Origin of the sequence: Burkholderia pseudomultivorans (assembly GCF_001718415.1) — a bacterium.
In the GTDB taxonomy this organism is placed as follows: domain Bacteria; phylum Pseudomonadota; class Gammaproteobacteria; order Burkholderiales; family Burkholderiaceae; genus Burkholderia; species Burkholderia pseudomultivorans_A.
The window spans coordinates 4,238,189-4,252,472 of sequence record NZ_CP013378.1 but is presented as its reverse complement, the minus strand read 5'-3'; the positions used below and the strand labels follow the sequence as shown (position 1 = coordinate 4,252,472).

The following is a 14,284-nucleotide window of genomic DNA, read 5'->3' as shown; positions in this document are numbered from 1 at the left end:
ACCGCCGATGTCCACCGATCTCCCGAACGCCGTGACGCCCGCGCAGATCGACGCGGCCGCCGCGCTGCTCGACGCGGGGCAGCTCGTCGCGTTCCCGACCGAAACCGTGTACGGGCTCGGCGGCGACGCGGCGAATCCCGAGGCCGTCGCGCGCATCTACGCGGCGAAGGGGCGCCCCGCGAACCATCCGGTGATCGTGCATCTGCCGCCCGGCGGCGATCCGGGCTACTGGGTCGACGCCCTGCCGGCCGACGCGCAGAAGCTGATCGACGCGTTCTGGCCGGGCCCGCTGACGCTGATCCTGAAGCGCCATCCGCGCATTCCGGATGCGGTGAGCGGCGGCCAGGACTCGGTTGGGCTGCGCTGCCCGTCGCATCCGGTCGCGCAGGCGCTGCTGGCCGCGTTCAGTGCGCGGCGCGGCGGCCATGGCGGCGTCGCCGCGCCGTCCGCGAACCGCTTCGGTCATGTGAGCCCGACCACCGCGCAGCATGTGCGCGACGAATTCGGCGACACGGTGCACGTGCTCGACGGCGGCGCATCGGAAGTCGGTATCGAGTCGACGATCGTCGATCTGTCGCGCGGCTTTCCGGCGCTGCTGCGGCCCGGTCACGTGACGCCGCAGCAGATCGCCGACGTGCTCGGCCGCGCGCCGCGGCTGCCGGACGGCAGCGACGCGACCGCGCCGCGCGCGTCGGGCACGCTGAAGGCGCACTACGCGCCGCGCACGCCGCTCGCGCTGCTGCCGTTCGACGCGCTCGAATCGCTGCTCGCAGTCGCGCAGGCCGATGGCGAACGCGTCGCGCTGGTCGCGCGTGCATCGCGCGCCGGCCGCTGGGCGCAGGCCGACGGCGTGCATTTCGTCGCGGCGCCCGAAGATCCGCAGGCTTACGCGCGCGACCTGTACGGCATGCTGCGCACGCTCGATCGCGCGCAGGTCGCGCGCATCCTCGTCGAGAAACTGCCCGAGACCGTCGAATGGATCGCGGTCAACGACCGGCTCGGTCGTGCGGCCGCGGCGTTCGAAGCGACCGAATGAACGCATGATGCCGAGGCGGCGGTCTGGTTGCCGCGTCGGCTCGCCCCGAAACGAAAAACGCCCGACCTGACCGGTCGGGCGTTTTCATTGGTGCGTACGGCCGAGGGCTTACTTGCCGACGCCCGACGCCGCGATCTTCGACTCGACGAACTGCGCGAACAGCGCGTGCAGGTGCGTGGTCGGGTGCACGGTGTCGGCGAACATGTAGGTCTGGTCCGCGTTCGCGGTCGTGTAGGTCTGCGGCGAGCAGAACAGCGACGAGCCGAAGGCGCTCGCATTCGCGACGCCGTACTGGGTCGCGGCCGCGACCATCGCCTTCAGGTTGCACGCGGTATCGGTGTTCGACACGCTGAAGCCGTTCGCCTTGTAGTTGGCCGCGATGCCGTCCTGCCACGTGAACGTGTCGAGCAGCACGTACTTGGTCGTGTCGACCTTCAGCGCGGCCAGCGTGCCGGCGAGCGTCTGGTTGAACAGCCCCGACAGTTGCGTGAACGCGGCCTGCGTGCCGCCCTGCAGCGCGAGCGGCGTGCCGCCGATGTCCGGCACGTTCGACACGAACACGTGCGCCGCGCCCGCCGCGACGATCTGCTGGACGAGCCCCGCGAGCTGCTGGGCGGCCAGGCCGATCGCCTGCGCGGCCGCGAGCTGGGCCGCCGGCGTGTTGCCCTGCGCCTGCGCGACTTGCGCCTGGTAGAAGATGTCGTTGGCGCCGCCGTTGATCAGCACGATCTGGCCGGCGTTGAAGCTGCCGTGCTGCGACAGGTATTGCTTGACCTGGTCGGCGATCGGCGTGGTGGTCGCCTGCGCGTAGTCGGCGTTCGGCACGCTCGCATCCGCATGGCCGATGCCCGGCTGCAGCGTCACGCGCGAGCCGCCCTGTGCGTAGCCGAGGCCGCCGGTCGCCTGCAGCGGGATGCCGAAGCCGCCCTGGTTGGCCGGCTGCAGCGTATCGCCGTAGTACTGCGCGACGTCCTGCGTCCATACCTGGCCCGGGTTGGTCGTGAAGCGGCCGCCGCCGAAGCCGAGCTTGATCTGCGAGTAGGTGCCGACGTCGGACAGGCTGTCGCCGAACGACACGATCTGCATTTTCACGCCGGACGGCGGCGTGTTCGACGCGCTGCTGTTGTTGTCGTCGCCGCCGCCGCAGGCGGCGAGCAGCGCGAGCGCCGCGCCGGCGATGGCGACTTGCGCGGTGCGCAGCAGGCGCTGCCGGGTGCGGGGCGCCTGGTGTTGTTGTGTCTGCATCGATCGATCTCCTCGTAGATATGGCCTGATGTTTCGCATCTGCCGCGTGCCTGCTCGGGGCCGGGCTGCGCGGCGGCCGTTGGCTGAAACGGTTTATTGGTCGCGCACGGCCGCAAGCGGCGCGGTGCACGGGTCGTGGTTACCGGCCCCGGCGATCTGCGCATGATAAGCGCTGGCCCATTCGGGTGGGCCGAAAATCGCGCGCAGCTTGTTGCGCCATCCGTCGACGCGCCACGCGTCGGCCGCCATCGACCGCCACTCGTGGAAGGTCGCGACGAGCGGGTTGTTCGAGTCGAGCCGCTCGACGATCCCGTACTGCGGCGGATCGTCGGCGGACTCGTCGACGTAGCTGCCGAACAGGCGGTCCCAGATCACGAGCACGCCCGCGTAGTTGCGGTCGATGTAGCGCGGGTTGCGCGCGTGGTGCGCACGATGGATCGACGGCGTGTTGAGCACGTATTCGAGCCAGCCGAGCCGGCCGATCGCCTGCGTATGCACGAAGAACTGGAACGCGAGGTTGATCAGCACGACGCCGACGATCTGCTGCGGCGGAAAACCGATGAACGCGAGCGGCAGCCAGAACGCCCACATCCCCGCGACGGGGTACATCAGGCTCTGGCGGAACGCGGTCGAGAAATTCATCCGCTCGGACGAGTGGTGCACGACGTGCGCGGCCCACAGCCAGCGCACGCGATGGCTCGCGCGATGGAACACGTAGTAGAGGAAGTCCTGGCCGACGAACAGCACTGCGAACGACAGCCAGCCGTCCCGCCACTTGAACAGCCGGTAGTGTTCGTAGCAGTACGCATAGACGGGGATCACGAACAGCCACGCGAGCTTGTCGGCGCCCTGGTGCATCAGCGCGAGCGCCGCATTGCACAGCGTGTCGCGCCACGCATAGACGTGGTCCTGCGGACGCGTGCGGGCGAGGTGCCAGGCCTCCCAGCCGATGCAGAGCAGGAAGACGGGCGCCAGCGCGAGCAGAAGCAATTCGACGTCGAATCGCATGGGCGTGTCTCCTCCTTTCCCCTGCAAGCCATGAGGCCGGGCGTACAGCCCGTTGTAGATATCGGTCAGGCCAACAGCCTACGCAATCGACGCGCGCTAGGCGAGAGGGCAGCGTAGAGGGTTCCCTCTGAGGACAGGGTTTCTACGGAAGCCGCGCGGCGCGGGGCCGGGCGGTGCGGCCCTGTTTTCTGGAGGGCGGCTGGCGCACCGCGTGCTGCGAGCCCGGGCGACGGCCGTTTCAAACCGCGCAGGCGCATTCGCGCGTGTCGGCGACACGGCGGCGGGCGGCTTGCGCCGCGCGATGCCGCGCCGGCGCTGCCCCATCGCCGCGCGTCAGTGCGCGCCCGCGTAGATCCATTCGAGCAGCGTGTCGTGCGCGGCGCGCGCGGCTTCCGCGTGATCGTCGTTGATGAAGCTGACGACGATGTAGCTCTGCCCGTCGGCGCCCGCGACGTAGCCCGCGATCGCGCGCACGTCGCGCAGCGTGCCGGTCTTGATGTGCGCGTTGCCGAGCACGCCCGCGTTGGTCAGCCGGTTCTTCATCGTGCCGTCGATGCCGGCGATCGGCAGCGAGTCGACGAACGCCTGCGCGACCGGGCTCGCGTTCGCGGCCTGCAGCAGCGCGGCGAGCGATTCCGCGCTCACGTGCTCTTCGCGCGACAGGCCCGAGCCGTTCTCGAGCACGAGGTCGGGCATCGCGATGCCGCTCTTCTGCAGGAATGCGCGGATCGCGCGGCTCGACTGCTCGGGCGTCGCGGGCGGCTTGCCGGCGACCGCGCCGATCGTCAGGAACAGGTTGCGCGCCATCACGTTGTTGCTGAACTTGTTGATGTCGTACACGATGCTGCCGAGCACGGGGCTGTGGTGCACGGCGAGCGGCCGCGCGCTGGCCGGCACCTTGCCTTCGCTGACGGGCCCGGCGATCGTGCCGCCGTCCTGCTGCCACAGCGCGAGGAAGCCGCGCGCGAAGAAGGTCGTGTGATCGAGGATCGCGAGGTTGGTCGTGTGCGCACCGCAGCGCACCGGATAGTCGCCCGCGAACGACGCGGTCATCATCCCGTCGCCGGCCGTCAGCGTCGGTCGCGCCGCCGCGGCGGCCGCGCCGCACGAGCCGTTGCCTTCGTACAGCTGATTGTCGATCGACAGGTTCGCGAGCGGCGGCAGCACGTCGACGGCCACCTTGCCGTCGTCGCCCGGCGTCACGGTGAACGACACGGCCTTGAACGCGTACAGCAGCGGATCGGGGCCGACGTTGTACGGCGCGCTCGCGTCGTCGTCGAACGACGGCAGGTCGCGCGTCGATGCCGCGAAATAGCTCTTGTCGAGCACGAGGCCGCCCGCCACGCGCTTGACGCCCGCCTTGCGCAGCTTGTCGACGAGGTCGATCAGCTCCTCGGGTACGAGCTTCGGGTCGCCGGTGCCCTTGATGTACAGGTTGCCTTGCAGCGTACCGTCGGGGTCGACCGGGCCGTCCGCATACGCGGTCGTGCGCCAGCGGAAGTCGGGGCCGAGGATCGACAGGCCCGAGAAGGTCGTGACGAGCTTCATCGTCGATGCGGGCAGCATCGGCCGGTTCGCGTTCCACGCGATCAGCGGCGTCGGGTCGCCGACGCGCTCGACCACGACACTCATCGCCGATGCCGGCACCTTCGCGCGCTGCAGCGCGACCAGCACGGATGCCGGCAGGCCCGCCGCACGCGCGGCCGATGACACGACCGGCGCGCGGCGCGCTTCCTTGTGGACTTTCTTGCGGGCCTGCGCGGCGGGCGCGAATGCGAGGGCCGTGCAGGTGGCGAGGACGGCGGCCGCGCGCAGGCAGACGCGGGCGCGGGGAGCCAGTCGGGCGGGGAGGGCGGAGCGGGCGAAAATCGGCATGGACGAATACGGGAAAAGCAGGGGCTCGGGCGACGCGCGTCGGCGCCGGAGCGCACATTGTAGAGACAAGTGCGGACAAGTCCCTTGCAATCCGCCTTTCCGTTGCATTGCATGCACGCATCTTCGCGTGTCGCGCACGCGATTCGCGGCGCTACAATGGTCGGCATGTTTCACTCGTCCCATGGACTTCGATTCCGATGCGGATTCTGCTAGTCGAAGACGACCGGATGATCGCCGAGGGCGTGCGCAAGGCGCTGCGCTCGGACGGCTTCGCGGTCGACTGGGTGCAGGACGGCGACGCGGCGCTCACGGCGCTCGGCGGCGAAACCTACGACCTGTTGCTGCTCGATCTCGGCCTGCCCAAGCGCGACGGCATCGACGTGCTGCGCACGCTGCGCGCGCGCGGGCTGTCGCTGCCGGTGCTGATCGTCACCGCGCGCGACGCGATCGCCGATCGCGTGAAGGGCCTCGACGCGGGCGCCGACGACTATCTCGTCAAGCCGTTCGACCTCGACGAGCTCGGCGCGCGGATGCGCGCGCTGATCCGGCGCCAGGCCGGGCGCAGCGAGTCGCTGATCCGCCACGGGGCGCTGACGCTCGATCCCGCGTCGCACCAGGTGACGCTCGACGGCGCGCCGGTCGCGCTGTCCGCGCGCGAGTTCGCGCTGCTCGAGGCGCTGCTCGCGCGGCCCGGTGCGGTGCTGTCGAAGAGCCAGCTCGAGGAGAAGATGTACGGCTGGGGCGAGGAAATCGGCAGCAACACGGTCGAGGTCTACATCCACGCGCTGCGCAAGAAGCTCGGCTCCGACCTGATCCGCAACGTGCGCGGGCTCGGCTACATGGTGGTCAAGGAAAGCTGACGCGTGAGGTCGATTCGTCATCAACTGCTGATCTGGCTGCTTGCGATCGTCGTCGCGGGCGTGGGCCTCGCGGGCTGGCTGATTTACCGTCAGGCGCTCGCCGAGGCGAACGAGCTGTTCGACTACCAGCTGCAGGAAATCGCCGCGGCGCTGCCGTCCGAGCCGTTCTCGCAGGTGTTCGGCTCGCGCACCAACGGCGACGAAGGCATCGTGATCCAGATCTGGAACCGCAACGGCGTGCTGATGTACTTCTCGCATCCGCGCGCGCCGATTGCGCCGCGTGCGGAGCTCGGCTTCTCGACCGAGCGCACCGATCGCGGCGAGTGGCGCGTGTACGGCGCGATCGTCGGCGACAACGTCGTGCAGCTCGCGCAACCGCTGTCGGTGCGCAACCGGCTCGCGGCGAACGTCGCGCTGCGCACGCTGTGGCCGCTGATCGTGCTGCTGCCGTTCCTCGGCGCGGCCGTCTGGATGATCGTCGGCCGCGGACTCGCGCCGCTCGGCCGCGTGACGCGCGCGGTCGAGGCGCGCCGGCCCGAGGCGCTCGACCCGCTGCCCGATGCGCGGCTGCCGCTCGAGGTGCAGCCGCTGGTGCGCGCGCTGAACGGGCTGCTGGCCCGGCTGGCGGCCGCGCTCGACACGCAGAAGGCGTTCGTCGCCGACGCCGCGCACGAACTGCGCACGCCGCTCGCGGCCGTGCAGATCCAGGCGCAGCTCGTTGCGCGCGCAAAGGACGATGCGTCGCGTCGCGAGGCGGTCGCGGACCTGCAGGACGGCGTCACGCGCGCGACGCGCCTCGCCGAGCAGCTGCTCGCGCTCGCGCGCGCCGAACCCGACGCGGGCGCGATGCGCGAGCCGGTCGACCTGCAGGCGCTGCTGGCCGAGTGCGTGGCCGCGCATGCGCCGCTCGCGCAGCGGCGCCACATCGACCTCGGCTTCGAGGAAACGCGCGCGGCGAGCGTCGTCGCGGATATCGGCGCGCTGCGCGTGATGTTCGGCAACCTGCTCGACAACGCGGTGAAGTACACGCCGGACGGCGGCCGCATCGACGTATCGCTGACGCGCGACGCGGCCGGCCGCGCATGCGTGCAGATCGGCGACAGCGGGCCCGGCATTCCGGCCGACGAGCGCGAGCGCGTGTTCGACCGCTTCTATCGCGACAGCTCGGCGCGGGCGCGCACCGACGTGTCGGGCAGCGGGCTCGGGCTCGCGATCGTCAAGCGCGTCGCCGCGCAGCAGGGCGCGACGGTGTCGCTCGGCGATGCGGCCGCCGGCGGCCTGCTGGTGAGCGTCGTGTTCCGCGATGCCGAGATGCCGGCCGAGGCGCCGCAGCCGTCCGAATCGGTATGAAAAACCGCCGGGCGGCCCTGCGCGGCCGCTTAAGCGCCGCTTAAGGCTGATTAAGCCTCCTTTAAGTCAGCGTCGTTACGCTTTGAGCTAACAAAAGAGGAGGTCCTACGATGAACACCCGATTCCTTGCGCGCGGCGCCGTCGCGGTCGCCGTGGCGGCCGCCCTGTCCGCCGGCTATGTGGCCGGCACCCGCCGCGCCGATCCGCAGATCATCACGCCGGCGCAGGCTGCCGCGCTGATGCCGGCCGAAGCGGCCGCAAAGACCGGCATTCCCGATTTCTCCGGGCTGGTCGAAACCTACGGCCCGGCAGTCGTGAACATCAGCGCGAAGCACGTGGTGAAGCAGGTGTCGCGGCGCGTGCCGCAGCCGCAGCTGCCGATGGACCCGAGCGACCCGTTCTACCAGTTCTTCAAGCACTTCTACGGCCAGGTGCCGGGCATGGGCGGCGACGCGCAGCCGGACGACCAGCCGAGCGCGAGCCTCGGCTCGGGCTTCATCGTCAGCTCGGACGGGTACATCCTCACCAATGCGCACGTGATCGACGGCGCGAACGTCGTCACGGTCAAGCTGACCGACAAGCGCGAATACAAGGCGAAGGTGGTCGGCTCGGACAAGCAGTCCGACGTCGCGGTGCTGAAGATCGACGCGAGCGGCCTGCCGACCGTGAAGATCGGCGACCCGGGCCAGAGCAAGGTCGGCCAGTGGGTCGTCGCGATCGGTTCGCCGTACGGCTTCGACAACACGGTCACCTCGGGCATCATCAGCGCGAAGTCGCGCGCGCTGCCCGACGAGAACTACACGCCGTTCATCCAGACCGACGTGCCGGTCAACCCCGGCAACTCGGGCGGCCCGCTGTTCAACCTGCAGGGCGAGGTGATCGGCATCAACTCGATGATCTACTCGCAGACGGGCGGCTTCCAGGGCCTGTCGTTCGCGATCCCGATCAACGAGGCGATCAAGGTCAAGGACGAGCTCGTGAAGACCGGCCACGTGAGCCGCGGCCGCCTCGGCGTCGCGGTGCAGGGGCTGAACCAGACGCTCGCGAGTTCGTTCGGGCTGTCGAAGCCGGACGGCGCGCTGGTCAGCTCGGTCGATCCGGACGGCCCGGCCGCGAAGGCCGGCCTGCAGCCGGGTGACGTGATCCTGGCGGTCAATGGCGCGCCGGTCGCCGATTCGACGACGTTGCCGTCGCAGATCGCGAACCTGAAGCCGGGTTCGAAGGCCGACCTGCAGGTCTGGCGCGACAAGTCGAAGAAGTCGATCAGCGTGACGCTCGGCGCGATGACCGACGCGAAGCTCGCGTCGAACGACGGCGGGCCGGTCGAACAGGGCCGCCTCGGCGTCGCGGTGCGGCCGCTCACGCCGCAGGAGCGCAGCGCGACCAACCTGTCGCACGGGCTGATGGTGCAGCAGGCCGGCGGCCCGGCCGCGAGCGCCGGCATCCAGCCGGGCGACGTGATCCTCGCGGTCAACGGCCGCCCGGTCACGAGCCCCGAGCAGCTGCGCGACGCGGTCAAGGGCGCAGGCAACAGTCTTGCTCTGTTGATCCAGCGTGATAATGCCCAGATCTTCGTGCCGGTCGACCTGAGCTGACCGGCCGACGCCGCGGCCCGCCCCGGGCGGTCCGCGGCGGGCGCTGCCGTCGTTCGGACATGCGCTGCAGCGCGTCCCGTATGTGTTCCGACCCCAAGGAGAGAGCCATGCAATATCTACGCAACGTGTCCCGATTTGCCGTCGCCGCGGCGTTGGCCGCCGGTCTCGCAGCCGGCGCGACCGGCGCGTACGCGCAGTCGGACGGCTTGCCCGCCGCGCGCCAGCAGGGCGATGTCAGCTTCGTGTCGGGCGGCGTCGGGCTGGACGAATCGACGGCGTTCCAGCGCAACGAGGCGAGCTGGCCGCTGGCGCTGCGCTTCACCGGCAAGGGCGGCGAGTTCCTGTCCGACGTCCACGTGCGGATCGTCGACGGCAAGGGCGCCGAACTGCTGAAAACCGATGCGCGCGGGCCGTACATGCTCGTGAAGCTGCCGCCGGGACGGTATACGGTGCATGCGTCGTATCAGGGCAACGACGAATCGCGCGCCGTCACGGTCGGCGCAAAGGGCGGCGCGAAAGCCGCATTCCAGTGGAGCGCGCAGTAGCCTGCCGTGCGCGGCCCCGGCCGGGCCGCGCAATCGGACGAAGTTTCGCCCATAATGAAAGCCACGGCGTTCGCGCCGTGGCTTTTTCGTTTCCTGCGCCCGGCTCGCGTGCCGGGCCGCCCGAAGGAGAAACGATGTCCGACGCAACCGACGCCCGCCTCGAGATCGTGCCGAACCGCCATCGCGTGCGCGTGATCCATCGCGGCATCACGTACGCCGATTCGCAGGGCGCCCTGACCGTGCGCGAAGCGGGGCTGCCGGACGTCCACTATCTGCCGCGCGGCGACGTCAACATGCGCAGGCTCGTGAAGTCGAGCATGACGACGGCCTGCCCGCTGAAGGGCACCGCTGTCCATTTCGACTTGCAGACGGAAGACGGCGTGATCGAGAACGCCGCATGGAGTTACGAGGAACCGGAGGCGGCCGCGCTGGCGCTCGCGCGCTACGTCGCTTTCGATGCCGCGCGGGTCGACAGTCTCGTCGAGACGTCCTGACGCGGATCGGGGAGGCATCATGGAGCTGAACGACACGTTGAGCGTCTCGCTGGCGCCGGCCGTCGTGCGGGACGCGTTCGACGACCTCGCGCTGCTGCGGGCGAGCTTCGACCATTGCGAGTCGTTCGCGAAGCTCGCGGACGGCGAATTCGCGTTGACGATCACGGTGCCGCTCGGCCCGCTGCGCGCGCGCTACGACGTGCGCGTGCATGTCGCGGGCGAGCAGGGCGATGCGGAGGGGCAGCCGCGCCGCGTGCTGAATTTCAAGGCGCGCGCCGACGGCCTCGGCGTGCTGCGCGGCCAGGTCGAACTGGTGCTGCGGCCGGACGGCGACGCGGACGCGACGCGCATCGACTACGTGGTGTGGGCCACCGCCAGCGGTCCGCTCGCCGAGCTGCCGGCCCGGCAGATCGAGAACGCGCTGCGCGAGTGGACCGACGATTTCTTCCGCGAATTCTGCGCGGTCGTGCAGGCGAAGCATGGTCTCGCGCCGAATCGCGCGCGCTCGGCCGCGCCACGACGCCAGCATGTGTTTCTGCGGCCCGCGGCGCTGACGGCCGCGACCAGGCGTTCGCCGTCGCCGCACCTCGGCGGCGCGCTGGGCGGCCGTGCGGCCAGTGCGCTGCATCATCGCGAACCGGGTACGGTGCCGGTCTGGGCGTGGGCGGCGATGATCGTGTTCGTCGCGCTGCTGCTCTACGCGGCGCGCTGGTTCAACGGCGGCTGAGCAAACGGCCGCCGGCTGCATCTCGCCGGGCTGCCGGTGCGGCGGCCTTTACCGTGGCGCGTCGGGGCCGGCGCCGCGAAACTCCCTTCGATAGGCGGATGGCGACGTGCCGAGCGCGCCGGCGAAATGCTGGCGCAGCGACACGCTCGATCCGTAGCCGGCCGCCTGCGCGATCGCGTCGATCGACTGTCCGGTGGTTTCCAGCAGATGCTGCGCACGCGCGAGCCGTTCGGCCTGCAGCCATGCGGTGACGGTCGTGCCGGTCGCCTGGCGGAAGTGGCGCGTGAACGTGCGCCGGCTCATCAGCACGCGCGCGGCGAGCGAATCGACGCTGTGCGCGGCGTCGAGATGCGCGCGCACCCAGTCGAGCAGGCCCGCGAGCCGGGTGTCGCGCGGGTGCGCGGCGACCGGCTGCGGCACGTATTGCGCCTGCCCGCCCTGGCGGTGCGGCGGGATCACGAGGCGGCGCGCGATCCGGTTCGCGGCCTCCGAGCCGAAGCGGCGCCGCACGACGTGCAGGCAGCAGTCGAGCCCCGCGGCCGTGCCGGCCGACGTCATCAGGTTGCCGTCGTCGACGTACAGCACGTCGGGATCGAGCTTCACGCGCGGAAAGCGCTGCGCGAAATCGTCGGCCCATGCCCAGTGCGTCGTGGCCGGGCGGCCGTCGAGCAGCCCGGCCGCGGCCAGCACGTACGCGCCGAGGCACAGGCCGACCAGTTGCGCGCCGCGTGCGGCGGCCGCGCGCACGGCGTCGAGCAGCACGTCGGGCGGCGTTTCGGCCTCGTCGCGCCAGCTCGGCACGATCACGATGTCCGCGTCGAGCAGCCCGTCGAGCGTGTACGGCGCGACGATCGTGAAGCCGCCCGTCGTCGCGAGCGGGCCGCGTTCGGCCGAGCACACGCGGAACTCGAAGGCGGGCGTCCCGGCCGCATCGCGCTCCTTGCCGAACACGACCGACGGAACCGACAGGTGGAACGGGCTGATGCCGTCGTACGCGATCACGGCGACGACGGTCGGGGCGGGCGGCGAAACGGGTGACACCGGCGAAACGGCGGCCATGGCGGGCTCCGGGAACGGAATGGCCCGATTCTAGCGAAGAATGGAGACCGGGCCATGGCTGGCGAGGGCGGACCGCCCCGGCGCGGGCCGGCTCGTCGGCCGGGCGGCAAATCGCCCGGCGCGCCGCGCGCGGCGGAGCGCGGGCGGCGACCGGACGCTCAGTCGCCTTCCTTCAGCATGGCGGGGCTGAGGCGCAGCATGTCGAAGCAGCTGTCGACCAGCTTTTCCGCGTGCCGCTCCGCGTCGATTTCGTCGGGCAGCATCAGCATGTCGCGCACGAAGCCGCTGATCAGCGCGTGCAGCATCAGCGTCGCGCGCCAGGTGTCGAGCCGGTCGGGCAGCAGCCTGAGCCGCACGGCCGCGGCGAGATCGGCGTCGATCGCGTGCAGCGCCTCGCTCATGCCCGCGCGATTGCGCAGCAGCAGCGGCTCCATGTCGGCGACGTACTCGCATTTCATGAACAGGATGCTGAACACGCGCCGCAGCTGCGAGTCGCGCTGCACGCCGAGCAGGCACCAGATCAGGATCTTGCGGACCTTGTCGAGCGGATTGCCGCCCGGCGCGTCGATCGGCATCGTCTTCAGCTCGTCGAGCGGCAGCAGCACGCGGTCGAACATCGCGTCGAACAGGTCGCTCTTGTTCGCGAAATGCCAGTAGATCGCGCCGCGCGTGACGCCGGCATGCTGCGCGATGTCCGCAAGCGACGTGTGGGACACGCCCTTCTCGAAGAACACGTGTTCGGCTGCGTCGAGAATGCGGTTGCGCGTCTCGAGTGCCTCCTCCTTGGTGCGTCTGACCATGTGCAGGCCTGAATGGAATCGGTAGGTGATAAACAGGGTCACGAACCCTCGCCGCGCGCACGCTAACGGGCTATGCTTGCGACTGGTAATAATTCGTAAGACTTGGCGCCTGGCAGTGCGCGGACGGTCTTTTTACATACATTCGTGAATGTATATACAATACCACCCTACGATCGAATGACCCAAGTGGCAATCAGTTAATATCCCACTCTGCTGATTCCCGCCAAAGTAGCAGTTCGCAAGTTCGCGGCACTTGTCGGCACGGAGGTTTCGTGCCGCTTGCTGTATCCAGCAGTCCAGTAATTCAGGTGTTCGATCTGCGCCGCGAGGCGCATCCGTGTTGCGCTCCGGTCGGGCGCTGCACTCATTCCATTGGTTATACAAGAGGTCGCTCCATGCGCGTCGAACGGGTTCCATACCGCTTAATCACTGTCGCGACGGCCGCCGTTTTCCTGGCCGCGTGCGGCAAAAAAGAATCGGCACCGCCGCCGCAAACGCCGGAAGTCGGCGTCGTCACCGTCCAGCCGCAAGCCGTACCGGTGTTCACCGAACTGCCGGGCCGCACCAGTGCCTTCCTCGTCGCGCAGGTGCGCGCGCGGGTCGACGGCATCGTGCTGCGCCGCGAATTCACCGAGGGCAGCGACGTCAAGGCCGGCCAGCGCCTCTACAAGATCGATCCGGCGCCGTACGTCGCCGCGCTGAACAGCGCGAAGGCGACGCTCGCGAAGGCGCAGGCGAACCTGGCCACGCAGAACGCGCTGGTCGCGCGCTACAAGGTGCTGGTGGCCGCGAACGCGGTCAGCAAGCAGGACTACGACAACGCGGTGGCCGCGCAAGGGCAGGCCGCGGCGGACGTCGCAGCCGGCAAGGCGTCGGTCGACACCGCGCAGATCAACCTCGGCTACACCGACGTCGTGTCGCCGATCACCGGCCGCGTCGGCATTTCGCAGGTCACGCCGGGCGCCTACGTGCAGGCCAGCCAGGCGACGCTGATGTCGACCGTGCAGCAGCTCGATCCGGTCTACGTCGACCTGACGCAGTCGAGCCTCGACGGGCTGAAGCTGCGCCAGGACGTGCAGAGCGGCAAGCTGAAGACGAGCGGCCCGGGCGCGGCGAAGGTGTCGCTGATCCTCGAGGACGGCAAGACGTACTCGGAGCAGGGCAAGCTGCAGTTCTCGGACGTGACGGTCGACCAGACGACGGGCTCGGTGACGATCCGCGCGGTGTTCCCGAACCCGGGCCGCGTGCTGCTGCCGGGCATGTTCGTGCGCGCACGGATCGAGGAAGGCGTGAACGAAGGCGCGTTCCTGGTGCCGCAGATCGGCGTCACGCACGACCAGAAGGGCCAGCCGGTCGCGCTGGTCGTCAACGCGAGCAACAAGGTCGAGACGCGCACGCTGAAGACCTCGGGCATGCAGGGGCCGAACTGGATCGTCGAAGGCGGCCTGGAGGCGGGCGACCGCGTGATCGTGCAGGGCGTCGACAAGGTGCGTCCGGGTGCGACCGTGAAGTCGGTGCAGGCGCAGCTCGCGCCGGCCGCGGGCGCCGCCTCCGGTGCAGCTGCCACCGCCGCGCCGGCCGCCGCCGGCTCCGGCGCCGCCGCGTCGGGCGCAGCTGCATCGGGCGCAGCTGCATCGGGCGCCGCTCCGGCGAGCGCTGCCGCTGCGTCGAGCGCGCAATAACAGGGGGC

The 14,284-nt window shown here is 70.1% G+C and carries 13 protein-coding genes; 8 read left to right on the top strand and 5 right to left on the bottom strand.

Features of this window, described 5'->3' with window-relative positions; genetic code table 11:
- Positions 1–7: 7 nt before the first annotated feature.
- On the top strand, positions 8–1,036 hold the full coding sequence (locus WS57_RS31945) for an L-threonylcarbamoyladenylate synthase (RefSeq protein WP_040128082.1): 1,029 nt from the start codon (positions 8–10) through the stop codon (positions 1,034–1,036).
- Between the two features lie 108 nt (positions 1,037–1,144).
- Here WS57_RS31945 and WS57_RS31940 read toward each other — a convergent pair whose 3' ends face one another.
- The 3 genes from WS57_RS31940 to dacB all read right to left on the bottom strand — a co-directional run bounded on the left by WS57_RS31940 (position 1,145) and on the right by dacB (position 5,164).
- Complete coding sequence (locus WS57_RS31940; RefSeq protein WP_059603244.1) at positions 1,145–2,281, bottom strand: SGNH/GDSL hydrolase family protein; 1,137 nt, start codon at positions 2,279–2,281, stop codon at positions 1,145–1,147.
- A gap of 93 nt (positions 2,282–2,374) precedes the next feature.
- On the bottom strand, positions 2,375–3,289 hold the full coding sequence (locus WS57_RS31935; RefSeq protein ID WP_059603240.1) for a sterol desaturase family protein: 915 nt from the start codon (positions 3,287–3,289) through the stop codon (positions 2,375–2,377).
- 333 nt (positions 3,290–3,622) lie between these two features.
- Positions 3,623–5,164: a D-alanyl-D-alanine carboxypeptidase/D-alanyl-D-alanine-endopeptidase gene (gene dacB / locus WS57_RS31930; RefSeq protein ID WP_059513427.1), complete on the bottom strand. Its 1,542-nt coding sequence runs from the start codon at positions 5,162–5,164 to the stop codon at positions 3,623–3,625.
- A 197-nt stretch (positions 5,165–5,361) separates the two neighbouring features.
- Between dacB and WS57_RS31925 the strand changes: the two genes are divergently transcribed.
- From WS57_RS31925 to WS57_RS31900, 6 genes are all read left to right on the top strand, one after another.
- Positions 5,362–6,024 carry a response regulator gene (locus WS57_RS31925; RefSeq protein ID WP_009691805.1) on the top strand — a complete coding sequence of 221 codons (663 nt, stop codon included), beginning with the start codon at positions 5,362–5,364 and terminating at the stop codon, positions 6,022–6,024.
- 3 nt (positions 6,025–6,027) lie between these two features.
- Complete coding sequence (locus tag WS57_RS31920) at positions 6,028–7,374, top strand: ATP-binding protein (protein ID WP_040128078.1); 1,347 nt, start codon at positions 6,028–6,030, stop codon at positions 7,372–7,374.
- A gap of 110 nt (positions 7,375–7,484) precedes the next feature.
- Complete coding sequence (locus tag WS57_RS31915; RefSeq protein WP_059603235.1) at positions 7,485–8,969, top strand: DegQ family serine endoprotease; 1,485 nt, start codon at positions 7,485–7,487, stop codon at positions 8,967–8,969.
- A gap of 107 nt (positions 8,970–9,076) precedes the next feature.
- A complete protein-coding gene (locus WS57_RS31910) occupies positions 9,077–9,514 on the top strand; it encodes a carboxypeptidase regulatory-like domain-containing protein (protein WP_009687940.1) in 438 nt (145 codons plus the stop codon).
- A 134-nt stretch (positions 9,515–9,648) separates the two neighbouring features.
- The gene (locus WS57_RS31905; protein ID WP_009688207.1) at positions 9,649–10,008 is read left to right on the top strand and encodes a DUF427 domain-containing protein; all 360 of its coding nucleotides are present in this window, start codon (positions 9,649–9,651) and stop codon (positions 10,006–10,008) included.
- A gap of 19 nt (positions 10,009–10,027) precedes the next feature.
- On the top strand, positions 10,028–10,735 hold the full coding sequence (locus tag WS57_RS31900) for a CoxG family protein (RefSeq protein WP_059513431.1): 708 nt from the start codon (positions 10,028–10,030) through the stop codon (positions 10,733–10,735).
- A 48-nt stretch (positions 10,736–10,783) separates the two neighbouring features.
- Here WS57_RS31900 and WS57_RS31895 read toward each other — a convergent pair whose 3' ends face one another.
- Both WS57_RS31895 and WS57_RS31890 read right to left on the bottom strand, forming a co-directional pair.
- A complete protein-coding gene (locus tag WS57_RS31895; RefSeq protein ID WP_196482399.1) occupies positions 10,784–11,794 on the bottom strand; it encodes a helix-turn-helix domain-containing protein in 1,011 nt (336 codons plus the stop codon).
- A gap of 158 nt (positions 11,795–11,952) precedes the next feature.
- Positions 11,953–12,594, bottom strand: a complete 642-nt coding sequence (locus WS57_RS31890; RefSeq protein WP_059478898.1) for a TetR family transcriptional regulator — start codon at positions 12,592–12,594, stop codon at positions 11,953–11,955.
- Between the two features lie 395 nt (positions 12,595–12,989).
- On the opposite strand from WS57_RS31890, the gene WS57_RS31885 reads away from it, so the two are divergent.
- Complete coding sequence (locus WS57_RS31885; RefSeq protein ID WP_060254730.1) at positions 12,990–14,276, top strand: efflux RND transporter periplasmic adaptor subunit; 1,287 nt, start codon at positions 12,990–12,992, stop codon at positions 14,274–14,276.
- Positions 14,277–14,284: the final 8 nt, after the last annotated feature.

Excerpts from the sequence above, each read along its gene's own strand:
- WS57_RS31940 (WP_059603244.1), bottom strand. The coding sequence starts at position 2,281 with ATGCAGACACAACAACACCAGGCGCCCCGCACCCGGCAGCGCCTGCTG.
- WS57_RS31935 (WP_059603240.1), bottom strand. The coding sequence starts at position 3,289 with ATGCGATTCGACGTCGAATTGCTTCTGCTCGCGCTGGCGCCCGTCTTC.
- WS57_RS31885 (WP_060254730.1), top strand. The coding sequence starts at position 12,990 with ATGCGCGTCGAACGGGTTCCATACCGCTTAATCACTGTCGCGACGGCC.
- WS57_RS31905 (WP_009688207.1), top strand. The coding sequence starts at position 9,649 with ATGTCCGACGCAACCGACGCCCGCCTCGAGATCGTGCCGAACCGCCAT.
- WS57_RS31945 (WP_040128082.1), top strand. The coding sequence starts at position 8 with ATGTCCACCGATCTCCCGAACGCCGTGACGCCCGCGCAGATCGACGCG.
- dacB (WP_059513427.1), bottom strand. The coding sequence starts at position 5,164 with ATGCCGATTTTCGCCCGCTCCGCCCTCCCCGCCCGACTGGCTCCCCGC.
- WS57_RS31910 (WP_009687940.1), top strand. The coding sequence starts at position 9,077 with ATGCAATATCTACGCAACGTGTCCCGATTTGCCGTCGCCGCGGCGTTG.
- WS57_RS31890 (WP_059478898.1), bottom strand. The coding sequence starts at position 12,594 with ATGGTCAGACGCACCAAGGAGGAGGCACTCGAGACGCGCAACCGCATT.
- WS57_RS31915 (WP_059603235.1), top strand. The coding sequence starts at position 7,485 with ATGAACACCCGATTCCTTGCGCGCGGCGCCGTCGCGGTCGCCGTGGCG.
- WS57_RS31900 (WP_059513431.1), top strand. The coding sequence starts at position 10,028 with ATGGAGCTGAACGACACGTTGAGCGTCTCGCTGGCGCCGGCCGTCGTG.
- WS57_RS31925 (WP_009691805.1), top strand. The coding sequence starts at position 5,362 with ATGCGGATTCTGCTAGTCGAAGACGACCGGATGATCGCCGAGGGCGTG.
- WS57_RS31895 (WP_196482399.1), bottom strand. The coding sequence starts at position 11,794 with ATGGCCGCCGTTTCGCCGGTGTCACCCGTTTCGCCGCCCGCCCCGACC.